Raw genomic sequence first — 18,734 nt, 5'->3', positions numbered from 1 at the left:
TTTCCCTTGAGACTTGGTACGGATTATTTGCGTCAGCGTCCCTGGCGACGGTCGAGCAGCACCGCCAGCAGGATAACTGCACCCTTGATCACCTGCTGGTAGAAGGACGACACCTCCAGCAGGTTCAAGCCGTTGTTCAGCACGCCGATCAGCAAGGCGCCAATCAGGGTGCCGACGATCCAGCCGCGGCCGCCGGCGAGGCTGGTGCCGCCCAGCACGACGGCGGCGATCGCGTCGAGCTCGTAGCCGGTTCCCGCCGTCGGCTGCGCCGAATTGAGGCGCGAAGTCAGGATCAGGCCGGCCAGTGCGGCGAGGAAGCCCGAGGTCGCGTAGATCATGATCTTCACGCGGTCGACGCGCACGCCGGAGATGCGCGACGCCTCCTCGTTGCCGCCGACCGCGTAGACGTGGCGGCCGAACGCGGTGCGCTTGAGGATGAACCACAACACGCCGAAGGCGATGAACATGGTGATCACCGGCATCGGCACCAGCGCGCCCAGGTAGCCGTTGCCCAGCATGAAGAAGAAGTCGCTGTTGAGCCCGGTCACCGGACGGCCGCCGGTATACACCAGCGCGAGGCCGCGGAAGATGGTCATCGTCGCCAGCGTGACGATAAAGGGCGCCAGACGGCCCTTGGTGATGGCCAGACCGTTGAACGCGCCCATCAGCGTGCCGCAGGCGAGCCCGGCGAAGGTCGCGAGCACCGGATCGGTACCCGAGGCCATCAGCCCGGCGGTCACCGCGCCGGAGAGCGCGAGGATGGCACCGACCGACAGGTCGATGCCGCCGGACAGGATCACAAAGGTCATGCCGAACGCGATCAGCGCGTTGATCGAGACCTGGCGCATCACGTTGAGCAGGTTGCCGACGGTGAGGAAGTTGTCGCTCATCACGGCGAGTACGACGCACAGCGCGATCAGGCCGATCAGCGGGCCCAGCTTCTGCACGAGTTTCTTGGTTTGACTGACGGCCACTTAATACCCTCCGGTAGCCAGATGCATGATGGATTCCTGGGTCGCGTCGGCCGCGGCGATTTCACCCGCCAGCCGGCCTTCGTGCATCACCAGGATACGGTCGGAAATGCCGAGCACTTCGGGCAGCTCGGACGAGATCACCACCACCGCCACGCCGTCGAAGGCGAGCTGGTTGATGATCTGGTAAATCTCGGCCTTGCCGCCGATGTCGACGCCGCGGGTCGGCTCGTCGAGGATCAGCACGCGCGGCTTCAGGCTCAGCCACTTGGCCAGCACCACCTTCTGCTGGTTGCCGCCGGACAGCGACTTCACCTCGAGCTCGGCGTCGCGCGTGCGGATCTTCAGCATGTCGATGCAGCGCGCGACCAGGCTCTTCTCCTCGCCCTTGGCGACGATGCCGGTGCGGCCCATGGTCGGTACCAGGGGCAGCGTGATGTTCTCGCGCACCGACATCTCTAGCACCAGGCCCTGCGCCTTGCGGTCCTCGGTGACGAAGCCGACGCCGTAGGCGATCGCGTCGGACGGCTTGGTGATCTTCACCTCGGCGCCGTCAACAAAGATGCGGCCGCCCGCACGCTTGTTCAGGCCGAACAGGGTGCGCGCAATCTCGGTGCGCCCGGCGCCCATCAGGCCGGCGATGCCGACCACCTCGCCCGCACGCACCGAGAAGCTGATGTCCTCGATATGGCGGCCGTCGGACAGGTGCTCGACGCGCAGGCGCTCGACGCCGTGGCTGACCTCGCGTTTGGGAAAGCGCTCGCCCAGCTCGCGGCCGACCATCATCTGCACCACATGGTCGAGCGAGGTGTCGACGATGCGCTCGGTGCCGACGAACTCGCCGTCACGCAGCACCGAGATGCGGTCGCACAGCGCGAAGATCTCTTCCATGCGGTGCGACACGTAGACGATGCCGACGCCGTCGGCGCGCAGTTCGCGGATCACCTTGAACAGCGCGTCGATCTCGCGCTCGGTCAGCGCGGCGGTCGGCTCGTCCATGATCAGCACGCGCGCGTTCAGCGACAGCGCGCGCGCGATCTCGATCATCTGCTGCTGGCCGATCGACAGCGTGCCGACCTCGGCGTCCGGATCGAGCTCGACCGCGAGGCGCGACAAGTACTCGCGCGACAGGCGGCGCATGGTGCCCATGTCGAGCAGGCCCGCACCCACCGTCTTCTCGCGGCCGAGGAACAGGTTCTCGGCGACGGTCAGCTCGGGGATCAGGTTCAGTTCCTGGTGCATGATCGCGATGCCGAGCGACTCGGCGTGCTTGGGGTCGCGGATGTTCACCGTCTCGCCGGCGACGGCGATCTGCCCCGCGTCGGCACGATAGAGGCCGGTCAGGATCTTCATCAGCGTCGATTTGCCGGCGCCGTTCTCGCCCATCAGCGCGTGGATTTCCCCCGCCGCCAGCGAGAACGCGACGTCCTTCAGCACGTTGACCGGGCCGAACGACTTGGCGATACCGCGCATTTCTACCAGCGTACTCAAGCGCATCCCCTTTAGAACACGACGCCGGAGAACAGGATCACGTTGGCGTAAGGCGTCGCCTCGCCGGTACGGATCACCGCACGGGCGCCCTTGCTCAGTGCCTTGAAGTCCGTGTGGCTGATGAGCCGCACGCCGATGCCGGCCTCCTGCAGCTCGACCGCGCACTGGGTCGCCCTGGGGTTGAAGCGGCGCACCTCCTCGGCCATCACCGCGTGCTCGACCTGCATCTCGGAAAGCACCACCTGCAGGGTATCGACGAAGGACGGGATGCCCGGCGTCAGCGCAAGGTCGATGCGCTCGACACCCGGCGGGATAGGCAGGCCGCAGTCGGCGATCACGATGCTGTCGCCGTGGCCGAGTTCGGCCAGTACCCGCGCCAGCTGCGCGTTCAGCGTTCCTGTCTTTTTCATGCTTTATCCTTGATGAACGCGGTAAGTTCGTCCGCGTGCGGCATGCCGCCCTGCGCGCCCAGCCGGGTGACCGACAGCGCGGCCGCGGCGCACGCGTAACGCATGGCGACGGCAGCGCCCTCGCCCAGGTAGGTGGCGAACGCCGCGTTGAAGGTGTCGCCGGCGCCGGTGGTGTCGACCGCGTCGACCGCAAAACCCGGCTGGTGGACAAACGCGCCTTGCGCGTCGACGTGATAGGCGCCATGCGCGCCCTTGGTCATCACCACCTGTCCGGGCAGGCGGGCCATCATGTCCGGGAACGGCGTGTCGCCGGCGTCCAGCACGATGGAGAGTTCGTGTTCGTTCGGCGTAAGGTAGCTCACCTTGGCGAGCAGCTCGGCCGGCAACGCGGTGGCCGGCGCCGGGTTGAGGATCAGCGGCACGCCGTGGCGGCACGCGACGCTTGCGGTCGCCTCGACCACCGCAAGCGGCACCTCGAGCTGGGTCAGCACCACGTCGGCCGTGGCGATCTCGGCCTCGGCCGCCTCGACGTCGGCCACCGTCAGCCGGTGATTGGCGCCGGGGATCACGATGATGTGGTTCTCGGCACCGCTGACGGTGATGCAGGCGACGCCGCTGGCCGTCCCTTCGGCGGTGTGCACGTGGTGGGTGTCGACGCCTTCGCGCTCGAGGCCGGCCTTGAGGTCGCGGCCGAACAGGTCGTCGCCGACGCAGCCGACCATGGTGACCTCGGCGCCGAGGCGGCGCGCGGCGACCGCCTGGTTCGCGCCCTTGCCGCCGGCGAAGGTCGCGAAGCGTTCACCGCTGAGCGTCTCGCCCGGCTCGGGAAAGCGGCTGGCCAGCGCGACCAGGTCCATATTGATACTGCCGACAACGACAACCTTGGGCATCTTGTTCTGTTTCCGTGTGTTCCGAGACTGCACCCGTGGTCGGCGGGCACTATAAAAGCCGCGAATATTAAAATATTCACAACTACAAGCCAAACCCGACCAACACCGAACGTTGCCGATTACGCAAAGCTCGTGCCCCTCTTTTATTCATATCGCGCAATCATCACTTCCGCAAAACCCCATGGAAATATTGCGCACGGTGGGCGCCCCCCCTCCGGCGCCTCCTCGCAGCGCCTGCAGGGAAATCAGGCTCCTGCCTGGCCCGGCAGCCGCTGGCGGCCAGAACTGCCGCCGCGCCCACTTGCAAAAAAATCACGCCGCTAGCGCAGGCGGCCGGATTCGGCGAGCGAAACGGCCGCCTGTGCGGTCACCACGAAGTGGTCGAGCAAGGCGATATCGACCAGCGCGAGCGCGTCGCGCAGCGTCGCGGTCAGCGCGACGTCGGCCATCGACGCCTCGGCGCGCCCGGACGGGTGGTTGTGCGCGACGATCAGGGCGGCGGCGTTGTGCAGCAAGGCACGGCGCACCAGTTCGCGCGGGTAGACTCGGGTCTCGGTCAGGGTACCGGCGAACATCTCCTCGACGGCGAGCACTTCGTGCGCGGCGTTGAGGAACAGCGCGACAAATACCTCGCGCTCGCGCGCGCCTAGCAGCAAGCGCAGGTAGTCGCGCACAGCGCCGGGGCTCTCCAGCACGTCGGCTCGGGAAAGTTGCTCGGCGAGCGCGCGCCGCGTCAGCTCGTGCGCGGCCATCAGCTGCGCGTACTTGGCGCGGCCGACGCCGGGCTCCATGCACAGCTCGGCTTCACTCGCGCGGCACAAGGCACCGAGCGAACCGAAACGCGCGAGCAGCCGCCGGGCGAGCGCCAGCGCCGAGACACCCGGCACGCCGGTGCGCAGGAAGATCGCCAACAGCTCGGCGTCGGAAAGCGCCGACGCGCCGCGCGCGAGCATTTTTTCCCGCGGCCGCTCGTCAGATGGCCAATCGGCGATCGCCACCACACCCTCCCCGCCTGTCGACAACGGTTTAGTTGTAGCAAGCCGCCGGCCTCGCCGGCCGGCAAATTCCGGTAAACTCGCCTTTTGCGTAGCCCTCCCCCGTCCACACCATGACAGCCAAACGCATCCTGCTGGGCGTCACCGGCGGTATCGCCGCGTACAAGTCCGCCGAACTCACCCGCCTGTTCGTCAAGGCCGGCCACCGTGTCGAAGTCGTGATGACCGAGGCGGCGACCCGCTTCGTCACCCCGCTGACCTTCCAGGCGCTGTCCGGCCACGCCGTGTACACCGACCTGTGGGACGAGCGCCCCGCCGGCGGCATGGCGCATATCGAATTGTCGCGCCGCGCCGACCTGTTCTTGGTCGCGCCGGCCAGCGCTGACACCCTGGCCAAGTTCGCGCATGGCCAGTGCGACAACCTGCTGACCACGCTGGCCGCCGCGCGCACCTGCCCCTTGGCCGTCGCGCCGGCGATGAACCGCCAGATGTGGGAGAACGCGCCCAACGCGCGCAACGTCGCGCAGCTGAAGGCCGACGGCGTCGCGGTACTGGGGCCGGCGTCGGGCGCGCAGGCATGCGGCGAAACCGGCGACGGTCGCATGCTCGAGCCGGAAGAATTGTTCGAACTGTCGCTGGGCCTGTTGGAAGAGAAGGTGCTCGCCGGACAGCGCGTGCTGCTGACCGCCGGGCCGACCTATGAGCCGATCGACACCGTGCGCGGCATCACCAATATCAGCTCGGGCAAGATGGGCTACGCGCTCGCGCGCGCCTGCCGCGACGCCGGCGCCGAGGTCACCCTCGTCTCCGGGCCGACCGGGATGGCGGCGCCCGCCGGCGTGCGCCGGATAGACGTGCAAAGCGCGCACGACATGCACGGTGCGGTGCTCGCCGAAGCCGCGCGCTGCGACGTGTTTGTCGCGGTCGCCGCCGTCGCTGACTACCGGGTGAAAAACCGTTCGGAACACAAGCTGAAGAAGGGCGACGCGCCGCCGCTGCTCGAACTGACCGAAAACCCGGACATCCTCGCCACCATCGCGTCCTTGCCGGCCGCGCCGTTCTGCGTCGGCTTCGCCGCCGAGAGCCGCAACCTGCTCGAGTTCGCCGACGCCAAGCGCCGCCGTAAGCAGGTGCCGCTGTTGGTCGCCAACCTCGCGCAGCAGGCGATGGGCGCCGACGACAACGAAGTCGTGCTGCTCGACGACGCGGGCAACCACCCGCTGCCGGCGATGCCCAAGCGCGACGTCGCCCGCGCCATCGTCCACCACCTGGCCGCGCTGCTAAGCCAACGCGCCGCCACTCACTGATCAAGGAAGACAAAGATGCCCGTGACGCTAGACGTCAAGATCCTCGACCCCCGCCTGCACGAGCAGCTGCCCGCGTACGCGACCCCCGGCTCGGCCGGCCTCGACTTGCGCGCGATGCTGGACGACACCACCGTGATCGAACCGGGGCAGACGCTGCTGGTACCCACCGGCATGGCGATCCATATCGGCGACCCGTCGCTCGCCGCGATCATCCTGCCGCGCTCGGGCCTCGGCCACAAACACGGCATCGTGCTGGGCAACCTTGTCGGCCTGATCGACTCCGACTACCAGGGCCAACTGTTCGTGTCGGTGTGGAACCGCGGCCAGACGCCGTTCACGCTGAACCCGCTCGAGCGCATCGCCCAGCTGGTGCTGGTGCCTGTGGTGCAGGCCAGCTTCAATATCGTCGAAGACTTCGACGCGAGCGAACGCGGGACCGGCGGCTTCGGCAGCACCGGCCAGCACTGAGCCATCCGACGGGCTTGCTTTGCAGGTGCGCTGCCTATACTGCAAGCGCCGCATTCGCGGCGCATGGCAGGAAAGGACGGATCATGCGCATGCCCAGAATCTTGGCTGCCGTACTGTTGGCCGCGCTCGCCGCGGTCACCGTCAGCGGGTGCAGTAGCACACCCGAACCCGTCAACTGGAGCACCGGCGGCGGACCCGCCGACCCCAGCTGACGTTTCGCCACGCGACCGCCCGGGCTTTGTCCCGGGCGACTTGCTTTTCAGGCCTTGCGGGTGCGCATGCGCTCGGCGCGGCCGCGCAGCCATTCGAGCGTCAGCAACAGCGCGACCGAGAACAGGATCAGGATGGTCGCCGCCGCCGCGATCGCCGGGCTGATGTTCTCCTTGATGCCGCCGAACATCTGCCGTGGCAGCGTCATCTGCTCGGGCGCGGCGAGAAACAGCGTGACCACCACCTCGTCGAACGAGGTCGCGAAGGCGAACAGCGCGCCGGAGATGATGCCCGGCGCCACCAGCGGCATCACCACCTTCATGAAGGTGGTCAGCGGCCCGGCGCCCATGCTGGCGCTGGCGCGGATCAGGTTGGTGTTGAAGCCGGCCAGCGTCGCGCTGACGGTGATCACCACGAAGGGCACGCCCAGCGCCGCGTGCACCAGCACGAGGCCGAGGTAGCTGCCGGTCAAGCCTAGCGGCGCGAAAAACAGGTAGGCGCCGACGCCGACGATCACCACCGGCACCACCATCGGCGACACCAGAATCCCCATCAGCAGCGACTTGGCCGGAAACTCGCGGCTGGCGAGGCCGACCGACGCCAGCGTGCCCAGCACGGTCGCGATCAGCGTCGCCGCCGGTGCGACGATGAAGCTGTTCATCAGCGCGCGCGTCCATTCGCCGTCGGTCAGGAAGGCCTCGTACCAGCGCAGGGAAAACGCGCGGATCGGGTAGACCAGAAAGGAGTCGGCCGAGAACGACAAGGGCACAATGGCGAACAGCGGGCTGACCAGGAACAGCAGCACCAGCACGTTGAAGATACGGAACAGCCAGAACCAAGCCTTCTCGGGTAGGGAAGCGTAAGCAGGCAGCATGGTTTACCCCAGACTCAGTTTGTCGCTGCCGACCAGCCGCTGGTAAACGGCGTACAGCAGCAAGGTGGCGACCAGCAACAGGGTGCCCAGCGCGGCGGCCATCCCCCAGTTGATCGTCACGTTGGTGTAGAAGGCGACGTAGTAGCTGACCATCTGCTCTTCCGGACTGCCCAGCAACGCCGGCGTGATGTAGTAGCCGATGCACATGATGAACACCAGCAAGGCGCCGGCGGCGACGCCGGAGACGGTCTGCGGGAAATAGATCTTCCAGAACGCGGCGAACGGATGGTCGCCCAGCGAGATCGCCGCACGCATATAGCTTGGCGGGATGCTCTTCATCACGCTGTACGCGGGCAGGATCACGAAGGGCAGCAGGATGTGCACCATCGCGATGTAGACGCCGACGCGGTTGAACGCGAGCTCCAGCGGCGCGTCGGTCAGCCCGAGCGCCATCAGCGCGCTGTTGATCAGGCCCTCGCGCTGCAACAGCACGATCCACGCGGCGACACGCACCAGCACCGAAGTCCAGAACGGCAACAGCACCAGGATCATCAACAGGTTGCTGCGTCTGGCCGGCAACTGCGACAGCCAGTACGCCAGCGGGTAGCCCAGCAGCAGGCACCACACCGTCACCCAGAAGCTCATCCACAGCGTACGCCCGAAGATGCTCAGGAAGGCGCGCTCCTCCTCCGCCTTCAGCTCGGGCGTGCCGTCCGCGCCTTGCTGCATGTCGAGCGCCGAGAGCAGGTAGTAAGGCGTGACCGTATGGCCGTTGCGCGCGATGGCGCGCCAGTACGGCAGCTCGCCCCAGCGCTCGTCGATGTCCAGCAGCGCGGCCTTGGGCGCTTCGCCCGCAGCGAGCGGCATCTTGCGCGCGGTTTTCTGCAACAGCGAGCGAAAGCCCGGCTCTTCCATATTGAGGCGCTTGGCCAGCTCGGGAACGGTCTTTTCCTCCTTGGCGCGCGCAAGGTCCTGTGCGAGCGCCAAAAACGCGTCGTCGCCGGGCAAGGCACGGCCGTCCCAGCCGGCGAGCGCGCGGCCGGTCTGCGGCAGCACGGCGGCAACCTCGGGGTTGTCGACGCTGCGGGTCAGCAAGGCGCCGATCGGCAACAGGAAGGTCAGCAGCAGGAACAGCATCAGCGGCAGCACCAACAGCACCGCCTTCAGCTGGCGCAGGCGGCGCTGGCGGGCCAGGCGCGCCTTCAGCGGCACGCCGTCGGCGGCAAGCAGCGCACCGGGCATGGGTACACTTTCGGACATGGCAGTCCCCGGGAAAAAACGGCCGGCGTCAGGCGCCGGCCGCGGGTGGTACGACAGAGACCGAACTTACTTCGCGGCCCAGGCGTTGAAGCGCTCCTCGAGGTCTTCGCCGTGCTCGACCCAGAACGCGACGTCGATCGGCAGCGCGCCCTTGAGGTTGGCCGGGTCGGTCGGCAGGTTGGACGCGACCTTGGCCGGCAGCAGCTTGATCGCCTTCACGTTGGTCGGGCCGTAGGCGATATTGCTCGCGTACACCTTCTGCTGCTCGGGCTTGCTGGCGAACGCGATGAACTGGGTCGCCTCGGCCGCCTTGGCGCCCTTGGGGATCGCCCACGAATCGACGTCGTAAATGCTCTGGTTCCACACCACCTTGAGGTTCTTGCCCTCCTTCTGCGCGGCGTCGATGCGGCCGTTGTACGCCGAGCTCATCACCACGTCGCCGGAGGCGAGGAACTGCGGCGGCTGCGCGCCGGCTTCCCACCACTGGATGTTCGGCTTGAGCTGGGTCAGCTTCTTGAACGCGCGCTCGACGCCGGCCTTGGTGCCGAGCACCTTGTACACGTCGGACGCCGGCACGCCGTCGGCCATCAGCGCGAATTCGAGGGTGTACTTGGCACCCTTGCGCAGGCCGCGCTTGCCCGGGAATTTCTTGACGTCCCAGAAGTCCTTCCAGCTGGCCGGCGCCGCCTTCAGCTTGTCGGCGTTGTACGCCAGCGCCGTCGACCACACGAAGATGCCGACGCCGCACTCGGAGATGGCCGGCTTGACGAAGTCAGCCTTGTTGCCGACCTTGGCCCAGTTGATCTTCTCGAACAGGCCTTCCTCGCAACCGCGCAACAGCTCGGGCGACTCGACCTCGACCACGTCCCAGCTCGGGCGGCCGGCGTCGACCATCGCCTTGATCTTGGCCATCTCGCCGTTGTAGTCGCCGGCGACGACCTGGGTGGCGGTCGCCTTCTCGAAAGGCTTGTAGAACGCGACTTCCTGCGCGGCCTTGTTGGCGCCGCCGAACGACACCACGGTGATGCTCTTCTGCGCGAAAGCCGGCGCGGCAAAGGTCAGGGCCAGTACGGCGGCCAGGGTGGTCTGTTTCTTCATGTGTTCCTCTCCTTGATATTGTCTGCCGGCCTGTTCAAGCGTCCTGCGGCGCCAGCGCCCGCAAATCCTTCACCATCCAGCCCACGTCCAGCGTCTGCCCGGCCTGCCAGGCGGTGTCGACGTCGCTGATCGGCACCTTGACCATGAAGCCCTGCGTCGGCCCCAGCGCCAGGCGCAGCCGCACATGGTCGCCCAGGTAGATCTGCTCGATCAGCCGCGCCGAGAGGCGCGTCTCGCACGGCGCGGCAAGCGCGCCCAGGCGCACCCGCTCCGGGCGGATCGACATCGCGGTCGGGCGGGCAGCCTCGGCGCCGGCGCGTTGTGCGCGCACCAGCGAGCCGTCGCCCAGGCGCACGCTGCACTGCTCGCCGTCGACCGACACCACCTCGCCGTCGAGGCGGTTGTTCTCGCCGATGAAGCTGGCGACAAAGGCGTTACTCGGCGCCTCGTACAGCGCGTTCGGCGTGTCGATCTGCTGGATGATGCCGTCCTTGAACACCGCGACGCGGTCGGACATGGTCAAGGCCTCGCTCTGGTCGTGCGTCACGTAGACGACGGTCACCCCGAGGCGCTCGTGGATATGCTTGATCTCGAGCTGCATGTGCTCGCGCAACTGCTTGTCGAGCGCGCCCAGGGGCTCGTCCATCAGCACGAGCTTGGGCTCGAACACCAGCGCGCGCGCCAGCGCCACCCGCTGCTGCTGGCCGCCGGAGAGCTGGCCCGGATAGCGGTGCGCGAGCGCGTCCAGCCTGACCATGCCGAGCGCCTTCTTCACGCGCTCGGCGATCTCGCCGGCGGACAGCTTCCTGAGCTTCAGCGGGTAGGCAAGGTTCTCGCCGACGGTCATGTGCGGGAACAGCGCGTAGTTCTGGAACACCATGCCGATGTCGCGCTTGTGCGGCGGCACGCGGTTGAGCAACTTGCCGTCCAGCCAGATCTCGCCGTGGCTCGGCGTCTCGAAGCCAGCGAGCATCATCAGGCAGGTGGTCTTGCCCGAGCCGGACGGCCCGAGCAGGGTCAGGAACTCGCCGCGGCGGATGTCGAGGTCCAGGTGTTTGACGATCAGGCTCTCGCCGTCGTAGCTCTTTTGTACGCCACGAAAACTGACGAGGGCGTCGCCGGACTGGGTTTCGCTCATGGGCTCTCCTAGGGTGGCCTACCATGTTCCGCTTGGCGGAATCTAGTTTTGCATTTGCAAATACATTAACCACATCGTCATTACATGTAAAGAGCTAAAGCTCTACTGCACATGCTCGGAAGCGTCGCGGATATCCAATGCAAAAGGCATGCCTGCTCATGTCGAACCCGCAGCACCCGCCGGACAAAGAAAAAGCCTGCCCGCCGAGGCGGACAGGCTTGCTGGCAGCAAGAAACGAAGGTCAGTCGAGCAGGTGGTTGTTCAGCTCACGCATGCCGGCCGACAGCATCGCCAGGTCGAGCACGGCGAAGCCCTGCAGTTCGGCGAAGATCGCCCGGCAGGCGTCGACCTGCGCGCCGCGCGCCGCGCTCCACACCTCAACCGGGTCAGCCTCGCCTGCCGCGTGCTCGAACGCGCTCTTCGCCAGACGGCGGTGCAGGCGGTACAGGTCGTCGCGCAGCGCCGAGCGTGCCAGCGACTGCCAGCGGTTCTCGCGCGGCAGCGCGGTGATCGCGCCGCGCAGCCAGTCCAGTTGCAGCAGGCGGCCAAGCGTGAGGTAACCGGCCAGCACGCGATCCGCGTCGAGCGCGACGCTGTCGGCCACTTCGATCACGTCCATCAGCGGCACCGCGAACTCGAGCCGCGCCACCAGATGGGCGAGCTCGGCCGGCACGCCGGCGGTGAGCAGTTCGGACTCGCGCACGCCAACCTGCGGGTAGTCGTCGGCGCCCAGCATGGCAGACAGGCGCGCTTCCAGCGCCTGCACCTTGCCCGCGAACAGCGAAATCTGCTCGCTGACCGCGCCCAACGGACGGCGGTTACGCAGCACCCAGCGCGTCGCACGCTCGATCAGCGTGCGCACGGCGACCATCATGCCCACCTGCACGTCGGCCGCGACGCGGTTGTCGAGCGCCTCGATCTGACGCCACAGCGCCTCGCCGCCGAACACATGGTCGGCGACCCACCACGCGCGGGCGATCTCGGCCTCAGTCAGCGCCATCTCTTCCTTCAGGCGGAACACGAAGGTGGTGCCCATGCGGTTGACGATGCGGTTGGCCAGCTGGTTGGCGATGATCTCGCGCTTCAGGTAGTGACCCTTCATCGCCTCGCCGAAGCGTGCCTGCAAGGGCTGCGGGAAGTAGTCGGTCAGCACCGGCAGGAAGTCCGCCTCGTCAGGCAGTTCGGACGCGAGCAGCGCCTGGTCGAGCGTGATCTTGCTGTACGCGAGCAGCACGGCGACCTCGGGCGAGGTCAGCCCGCCGCGGGCGGCACGGCGCGCCGCGATCTCGCCGTCGCCCGGCAGGTACTCGAGCTCGCGGTTGAGCTCGCCCGCCTTCTCCATCGTGCTCATCATCCGGCCCTGCGCGCCGAGCATGCCCGGCGCGTTCAGGCGGTTGACCGCGAGGATCTGCGTCTGCAGGTAGTTGTTGCGCAACACCAGCGTCCCGACTTCTTCGGTCATCTGCGCGAGCAGCTCGTTGCGCTGCTTGAGCGTCATGTCGCCCTGCTGCATCACCGCGCCCAACAGGATCTTGATGTTGACCTCGTGGTCGGAGCAGTCGACGCCGGCCGAGTTGTCGATCGCGTCGGTGCAGATCAGCCCGCCCTTCTGCGCGAACTCGATGCGGCCCTTCTGCGTGCAGCCGAGGTTGCCACCCTCGCCGACCACCCTGACGTTGAGCTCGCCGCCGTTGACGCGCAGCGCGTCGTTGGCGCGGTCGCGTGCGTCGGCGTGTGTCTCGTCGCTCGCCTTCACATAAGTACCGATGCCGCCGTTGTAGAGAAGGTCCGCCTCGGCCTTGAGGATCGCGTGCATCAGCGCGGTCGGCGCCATCTGCTCGGCGTCGGTCTTCAACCACGCGCGCACCTCGGGCGACAGCGGGATGCTCTTGGCGGAGCGCTCGAACACGCCGCCGCCCTCGGAGATCAGCGAGCGGTCGTAGTCGGCCCACGACGAGCGCGGCAGCGCGAACAGGCGCGCGCGCTCGGCGAAGCTCGTCTCCGCGTCCGGGTTCGGGTCGAGGAAGATGTGCTGGTGGTTGAACGCGGCCTTGAGCAGGATGTGCTCGGAAAGCAGCATGCCGTTGCCGAACACGTCGCCGGCCATGTCGCCGATGCCGATGACGGTGAAGTCCTCGTTCTGGATGTCGACGCCCAGGTGGCGGAAGTGGCGCTTGACCGACTCCCACGCGCCGCGCGCGGTGATGCCCATGCCCTTGTGGTCGTAACCGGCCGAGCCGCCGGAGGCGAACGCGTCGCCCAGCCAGAAGCCGTACTCGGCCGACACGCCGTTGGCGATGTCGGAGAAGCTGGCCGTGCCCTTGTCGGCGGCGACCACCAGGTACGGGTCGTCGGCGTCCAGCCGCACCACGTCACGCGGCGGGACGATCTCGCCGGCGACGATGTTGTCGGTCAGGTCGAGCAGCGACGCGATGAAGATCTTGTAGCAGGCGATGCCCTCGGCCATGAACGCCTCGCGGTCGGATGGCGCCGGCAGCTGCTTGCACACGAAGCCGCCCTTGGAGCCCATCGGCACGATCACCGAGTTCTTGACCATCTGCGCCTTGACGAGGCCGAGCACCTCGGTGCGGAAGTCTTCCATGCGGTCGGACCACCTCAGGCCGCCGCGGGCGACCTTGGCGCCGCGCAGGTGCACGCCCTCGATGCGCGGGCTGTACACCCAGATCTCGAACAGCGGGCGCGGCTGCGGCAGGAAGGGGATCGCGCCGGACTCGAGCTTGAACGACAGCGCGGCCTTGGCACCACCGTCGGCAGCTGCCTGCCACAGGTTGGTGCGGCGTACGGCGAGGATCACGCTGAGCAAGCCGTTGAGGATGCGATCCTCGTCGAGGTTGGCGACGCCGTCGAGCAGGGTCTTCACCTCCTGCTGAAGCGCCTCGGCGCGCGCGTCGTCGCGCGCGGTGGGCGACAGGCGCGCGGCGAACAGGTCGACCAGCGCGCGGGTGATCGCCGGGTAGTGCGCGACGCACTGCTCGATATAGCTCTGGCCGAACGGCAGGCCACCCTGGCGCAGGTACTTGGACAGCGCGCGGATCAGCGTGATCTCGCGCCAGTCGAGGCCGGCCAGCAGGGCGAGGCGGTTGAAACCGTCGTTCTCGACACGGCCGGCGAACACTTCGGCGAGCAGCTGCTGGAAGTCCTGCTGGGTTGCCTCGTCGCACAGCTTGTCGAAGGCGTCCCCCAGGTCCAGGCCGTAGTCGGAGATCCACACCGCATCGCCACCGGCGCGCTCGATGCGGTACGGGTGCTCGTCTTTCACGCGCACACCCATGTTCTCGAGGATGGGCAGGCTGGACGACAGGCTGGCCGGCTCGCCGGCACGGAACAGCTTGAGGTTGAACTGGCGGGCGCCCTGCTGGAACGGGCGGTACAGCTTGATCGCCAGCGACTGGCGGCTCGCCGCGTCTTCGATGTGGCGGATGTCGACCAGCGCGTTGCGCGCGCCGAATTCCTCGCGGTAGGCGACGGGGAAGGCGTCCGCGTAACGGGCGAACAGCGCGTTGCCGCCCTCCTCGCCGCCTGCCTCGACCAACAGGCCGTGCAGCTCGTCGCTCCAGCCGCGCACCACGCGCGCGATCTCGGCTTCGATCTCGCTCTCGCGGTAGGCCGGCAGCGTCGAAGTCGGCACGCGGATGATGTAGTGCACGCGGGCGAGCATGCCGTCGCCGATCTGCACGCTGAACTCGCAGCCGCTGCCGCCGAACGCGCGGCGCAGCACCTGTTCGATCTTCAGGCGCACCTCGGTGTTGAAGCTGTCACGCGGCACGAATACGAGGCAGCTGACGTAGCGGTGGTAGCGGTCCTTGCGCACGAACAGGCGCACGCGCGGGCGCTCCTGCAGGTTGACGATGCCCTCGGCGATCGGCTGCAGCACCTCGGCCTCGATCTCGAACAGCTCGTCGCGCGGGTAGGTCTCCAGCACGAAGGACAGCGTCTTTGCCTTGTAGCTGTTGTCGACGAAGTCACAGGTGCGGGTCACATAGTCGACCTTCTCGCGCAAGATGGGGATGTCCTTGGGCGAGGCCTGGTAGGCGCGCGCGGTATAGAGGCCGAGCAGGCGCGACTCGCCGATCACCTCGCCCGCCTCGTTGAAGCGCTTGACGCCGGCGAAGTCCATGTACGCCGGACGGTGGATGATCGAGCGCGACTGCGACTTGTTGAGCACGATGCGGTGCGGCAGGTGCGCAAGTTCTCGTAACTCCTGCGGCAGCGCGTCGAAGCTGGCCGAGTATTCCTTGCCGCCCTGGTCCTCGAGGATGCCGAGGCCCGAACCCTTGACGATCTTCAGGCTGTCCTGGCCGTCGCGCTTGACGAGATCGTAGTCGCAGTAGCCGAGGAACAGGAAGTGGTTGGCCGCCATCCACTGCAGGAAGGCGCGCGCCTCCGCTGCGTCACCGTCCTGCCCGGCGAGCGCCTCGCACAGGGCCTCGACACGCGCGCGCATCGCCGGCTCGTCACGCACGGCCAGCTGAATATTGGAGAGCACGCGTTCGAGCTCGGCCTGCAGGGCGGCCAGACGGGCCGGGTCGGTCACCCGGTCGACCTGCGCATGGATCATCGATTCGAGCGGCAACGCACGCGCCTCGGCACGCTCGATCGCGAGCAGCCGGCCCTCGGCGTCGCGCTCGACCTCGACCACCGGGTGCACCAGGAGGTGCAGGCCTAGGCTGTTGCGCGCGAGGAACATGGTCAGCGAATCGATCAGGAACGGCATGTCGTCGTTGACGATCTCGATCACCGTATGCGTGCTCTGCCAGCCGTCGCGTTCGAAGTCCGGGTTATAGATGCGCACCTTGGGGACGCCCGCGCGGCGCTCGGCGGCGAACTCGTAATGCGCGACCGCCGCGCCGAACAGGTCGGCTGCCGGCAAGCGCGACAGGTCGGCGTGCTCGGTTTCCTCGAAGTAGACCGGGAAGAATGCGGACAAACGCGCCGCCTCGGCGGCGGACAGCTTTTGCGCGCCGACGGCCTGGATATCGGCGATCAGGCTGGCCAGCTCGGCCTTGTTGCTCAACGACATGATGTCTCCTGTTTTATTATGGAGAGTGGATAGCGTGGCGATTGTAGAACCCGCCAGCCAGGCGGCATTTCCGGATTGCGACACGTCCGTACACATCCCTCTTAGATAGAACGCGCCTCGACAGGATGATTCCTTGAACCGGGCGAAGCGGTTAGAATTGCCGCCCCGCGCCAGCCAAACACTGGCACGCAGCCTACCCCGATGGAGAGCATGATGCCGCGCCCGGCCCGCCTGTTAGCCCTGACCTTCAGCTGCCTGCTGACGATGGCGCACGCCGAAACCCTGCGCTTCGGCATGGACCTCAACTACCCACCGTTCAGCTCGATCAGCGCGGGCGGCAATCCGCAGGGCTTCGACGTCGACATCGCCTACGCCTTGTGCCGCGAGATGAAGGTCGACTGCCTGATCGTCTCGCAAGACTGGGACGGACTGATCCCCGCGCTGAAGGCCGGAAAGTTCGACGCGATCCTCTCGTCGATGCAGATCACCCGCGAGCGCAGGCAACTGGTCGACTTCTCCGACCGTTACTACAAGATCCCCAGCCGGCTGATCGCCCGCGAGGGCAGCCGCCAGCCCCCTCGGCAGTTGGCGGGCTGGCGCGTCGGCGTACTGACCGCGTCGACCCAGGCACGCTTCGCCGAAGCACAGTGGGAGCGCCAGGGCGCCCGCGTGGCTGGCTACCGCAAGATAGCCCAGGCCTTCGACGCGCTCGCCCAAGGCAAGCTCGACGCGGTTTTCGTCGACAGCGCGGTCGGTGACTACGCCTTCCTGCAAAAACCGCAGGGCCAGGGCTTCGCCTTCGTCGGCCCCGAATACCGCCAGAGCGAATACTTTGGCGAGGGAACCGGCATCGCCGTGCGCAAGGGCGACCTCGCGCTGGCCACTCGACTCGACCGGGCCATCGCCTCGCTGCGCGCAAGCGGCCAGTACCGCCAGATCGAACGCCGCTACTTCGGCTTCGACCTGTACGGCAAAGATAGCCGCTAGGCAAGCCAGATGCTCGCCTGCCAGGGGGCATTGGTCGTACAATATGCATAATCTGCCGTCGCAATCCCGCAAGCGGACGGCACCATGTTTTCTTCACTCATCACCAACCGGCCCGACCTTCTAGATGGCTCCTCCCAAGATGCAGGCCAGCAGACCGTTACGCTACGGCTTCCTGCTGCTTCCCAATGCCTCGATGGCCGACTTCGCGATCGCCAGCGAGGTGCTCACCTGCGCCAACCAGCTGGCGGAAAACCGCTGCTTCGAATGCCTGTCGCTGTCACTGGATGGCCAGCCGGTCGCCCTGCTGGGCGGACAACGGCTGCCGGTCGAGCTGCCGCTCTCCCATGCCCCGCGGCTGGACGCGCTGTTTGTCCTTTCCAGCGACACCCATTGCGAGGTGAATACCGATGAGATCAGCCGTGCCGTCAACCAGTCCGGCAACGACAAGCTGCTGGTCGCCGCCATCGGCTGCGGCAGCTACTGGCTGGCACGCGCGGGCCTGCTGACGGGTTTTCGCGCGACCATCCACTGGCAGGAAATCGGCCGCCTCTCCGAGGACTACCCTGAAGTCATCGTCTCGTCCAACCTGTTCGAGATCGACCGCAACCGCGCCTCCTGCGCGGGCGGCGCGGCGACGCTGGACTTCATGATCAGCCTGGTCTCTTCGCATCTGGGCGGGGAATTCGCCGCCCGCCTGTCCGAACGTTTCAGCATGGAACGCATCCGCCCCGGCAACGAACGCCAGCGCATCCCGCTGGCGACGCGGATCGGCGGTAGCCAGCCCAAGCTGACCGAGGCGGTCAGCCTGATGGAAGCGAACATCGAAGAGCCGCTGTCGACCGACGACATCGCCTTCTACGTCGGCGTTTCGCGCCGCCAGCTCGAGCGCCTGTTCAAGCAGTACCTGAACACGGTGCCGTCCAAGTACTATCTGGAGCTGCGGCTCAACCGTGCCCGCCAGTTGCTGCAGCAGACGTCGAAATCCATCGTGCAGATCGGCCTCGCCTGCGGCTTCTCGAGCGGCCCGCATTTCTCGAGCACCTACCGCAACCACTTCAATATCACGCCGCGCGAAGAGCGCGCGCAGCATGCGAACCAGCACAGCGAACACTCGCTGTAAGCAGCCGCGACGCAAAAAGGGGCGTGTCCGTCAGGACACGCCCCTTCGTTTTTATGGGTGGTGGAATGCAGTGGTGCGCGCTGTGGATGAGCTCTTTAGCCCGCGCGCAAAGCAAAACCCCCAGCTCATTGAGCTGGGGGTCTGCGGATGGGGCGTCTGGCGGTGTCCTACTTTCACATGGCGAATGCCACACTATCATCGGCGCTAAGGTGTTTCACGGTCCTGTTCGGGATGGGAAGGCGTGGGACCACCTCGCTATGGCCACCAGACATTAACTTGTCAAATTACAGAAGCCGAATCGTGGAACCTCCACGACGGTAGAATCTTGTATCGCGTACTCTGCCTATCCTGGCAAAGCCACTCAAATGATAGGATCAAGCCTCACGAGCAATTAGTATCGGTTAGCTTCATGCCTCACGGCACTTCCACACCCGACCTATCAACGTCCTGGTCTCGAACGACTCTTCAGGAGGG

Annotated in this window: 15 protein-coding genes and 2 rRNA genes; 5 read left to right on the top strand and 12 right to left on the bottom strand. The window is 66.8% G+C overall.

Annotated elements, in window-relative coordinates:
• Positions 1-32: 32 nt before the first annotated feature.
• From GZH52_RS02065 to radC, 5 genes are all read right to left on the bottom strand, one after another.
• Complete coding sequence (locus GZH52_RS02065) at positions 33-974, bottom strand: ABC transporter permease (protein ID WP_349290630.1); 942 nt, start codon at positions 972-974, stop codon at positions 33-35.
• A complete protein-coding gene (locus GZH52_RS02060; RefSeq protein ID WP_163314863.1) occupies positions 975-2,468 on the bottom strand; it encodes a sugar ABC transporter ATP-binding protein in 1,494 nt (497 codons plus the stop codon).
• A 5-nt stretch (positions 2,469-2,473) separates the two neighbouring features.
• Entirely contained in the window at positions 2,474-2,872 is a 399-nt protein-coding gene (gene rbsD / locus GZH52_RS02055) for a D-ribose pyranase (RefSeq protein ID WP_163314862.1), read from the bottom strand.
• On the bottom strand, positions 2,869-3,762 hold the full coding sequence (rbsK, locus tag GZH52_RS02050; protein WP_163314861.1) for a ribokinase: 894 nt from the start codon (positions 3,760-3,762) through the stop codon (positions 2,869-2,871). The genes rbsD and rbsK overlap by 4 nt, the downstream gene beginning before the upstream one ends.
• A 320-nt stretch (positions 3,763-4,082) precedes the next feature.
• Entirely contained in the window at positions 4,083-4,760 is a 678-nt protein-coding gene (gene radC / locus GZH52_RS02045) for a RadC family protein (protein WP_163314860.1), read from the bottom strand.
• Positions 4,761-4,870: 110 nt separating this feature from the next.
• On the opposite strand from radC, the gene coaBC reads away from it, so the two are divergent.
• The 3 genes from coaBC (at position 4,871) to GZH52_RS16945 (ending at position 6,744) form a co-directional block, all read left to right on the top strand.
• Positions 4,871-6,064 (top strand): bifunctional phosphopantothenoylcysteine decarboxylase/phosphopantothenate--cysteine ligase CoaBC, encoded by a 1,194-nt coding sequence (gene coaBC, locus GZH52_RS02040; RefSeq protein WP_163314859.1) that lies wholly within the window; start codon positions 4,871-4,873, stop codon positions 6,062-6,064.
• Between the two features lie 15 nt (positions 6,065-6,079).
• Positions 6,080-6,532, top strand: a complete 453-nt coding sequence (gene dut, locus GZH52_RS02035; protein WP_163314858.1) for a dUTP diphosphatase — start codon at positions 6,080-6,082, stop codon at positions 6,530-6,532.
• Between the two features lie 89 nt (positions 6,533-6,621).
• Entirely contained in the window at positions 6,622-6,744 is a 123-nt protein-coding gene (locus tag GZH52_RS16945) for a hypothetical protein (protein ID WP_275405015.1), read from the top strand.
• A 47-nt stretch (positions 6,745-6,791) separates the two neighbouring features.
• Here the strand turns inward: GZH52_RS16945 and GZH52_RS02030 are convergent, their stop codons facing one another.
• From GZH52_RS02030 to GZH52_RS02010, 5 genes are all read right to left on the bottom strand, one after another.
• Entirely contained in the window at positions 6,792-7,616 is an 825-nt protein-coding gene (locus GZH52_RS02030; RefSeq protein WP_163314857.1) for an ABC transporter permease, read from the bottom strand.
• A 3-nt stretch (positions 7,617-7,619) separates the two neighbouring features.
• On the bottom strand, positions 7,620-8,876 hold the full coding sequence (locus tag GZH52_RS02025) for an ABC transporter permease (protein ID WP_163314856.1): 1,257 nt from the start codon (positions 8,874-8,876) through the stop codon (positions 7,620-7,622).
• A gap of 66 nt (positions 8,877-8,942) precedes the next feature.
• Positions 8,943-9,974, bottom strand: coding sequence for an ABC transporter substrate-binding protein (locus GZH52_RS02020; protein WP_163314855.1), 1,032 nt, complete (start codon positions 9,972-9,974; stop codon positions 8,943-8,945).
• 34 nt (positions 9,975-10,008) lie between these two features.
• Positions 10,009-11,112: an ABC transporter ATP-binding protein gene (locus GZH52_RS02015; protein ID WP_163314854.1), complete on the bottom strand. Its 1,104-nt coding sequence runs from the start codon at positions 11,110-11,112 to the stop codon at positions 10,009-10,011.
• A gap of 241 nt (positions 11,113-11,353) precedes the next feature.
• Positions 11,354-16,153 carry an NAD-glutamate dehydrogenase gene (locus tag GZH52_RS02010; RefSeq protein ID WP_163314853.1) on the bottom strand — a complete coding sequence of 1,600 codons (4,800 nt, stop codon included), beginning with the start codon at positions 16,151-16,153 and terminating at the stop codon, positions 11,354-11,356.
• A 210-nt stretch (positions 16,154-16,363) separates the two neighbouring features.
• On the opposite strand from GZH52_RS02010, the gene GZH52_RS02005 reads away from it, so the two are divergent.
• Together GZH52_RS02005 and GZH52_RS02000 are read left to right on the top strand one after the other, a co-directional pair.
• Entirely contained in the window at positions 16,364-17,140 is a 777-nt protein-coding gene (locus tag GZH52_RS02005; protein ID WP_239057988.1) for a transporter substrate-binding domain-containing protein, read from the top strand.
• Between the two features lie 139 nt (positions 17,141-17,279).
• Positions 17,280-18,260 (top strand): GlxA family transcriptional regulator, encoded by a 981-nt coding sequence (locus GZH52_RS02000; RefSeq protein ID WP_239057987.1) that lies wholly within the window; start codon positions 17,280-17,282, stop codon positions 18,258-18,260.
• A 154-nt stretch (positions 18,261-18,414) separates the two neighbouring features.
• Here GZH52_RS02000 and rrf read toward each other — a convergent pair.
• Positions 18,415-18,529 (bottom strand): 5S ribosomal RNA (gene rrf / locus GZH52_RS01995).
• A 101-nt stretch (positions 18,530-18,630) separates the two neighbouring features.
• Positions 18,631-18,734, bottom strand: a 23S ribosomal RNA gene (locus GZH52_RS01990); the annotation flags it as partial.

Origin of the sequence: Crenobacter caeni (assembly GCF_010435965.1) — a bacterium.
Classification (GTDB): Bacteria; Pseudomonadota; Gammaproteobacteria; order Burkholderiales; family Chromobacteriaceae; genus Craterilacuibacter; species Craterilacuibacter caeni.
This window is presented reverse-complemented; position numbering and strand designations above follow the sequence as displayed.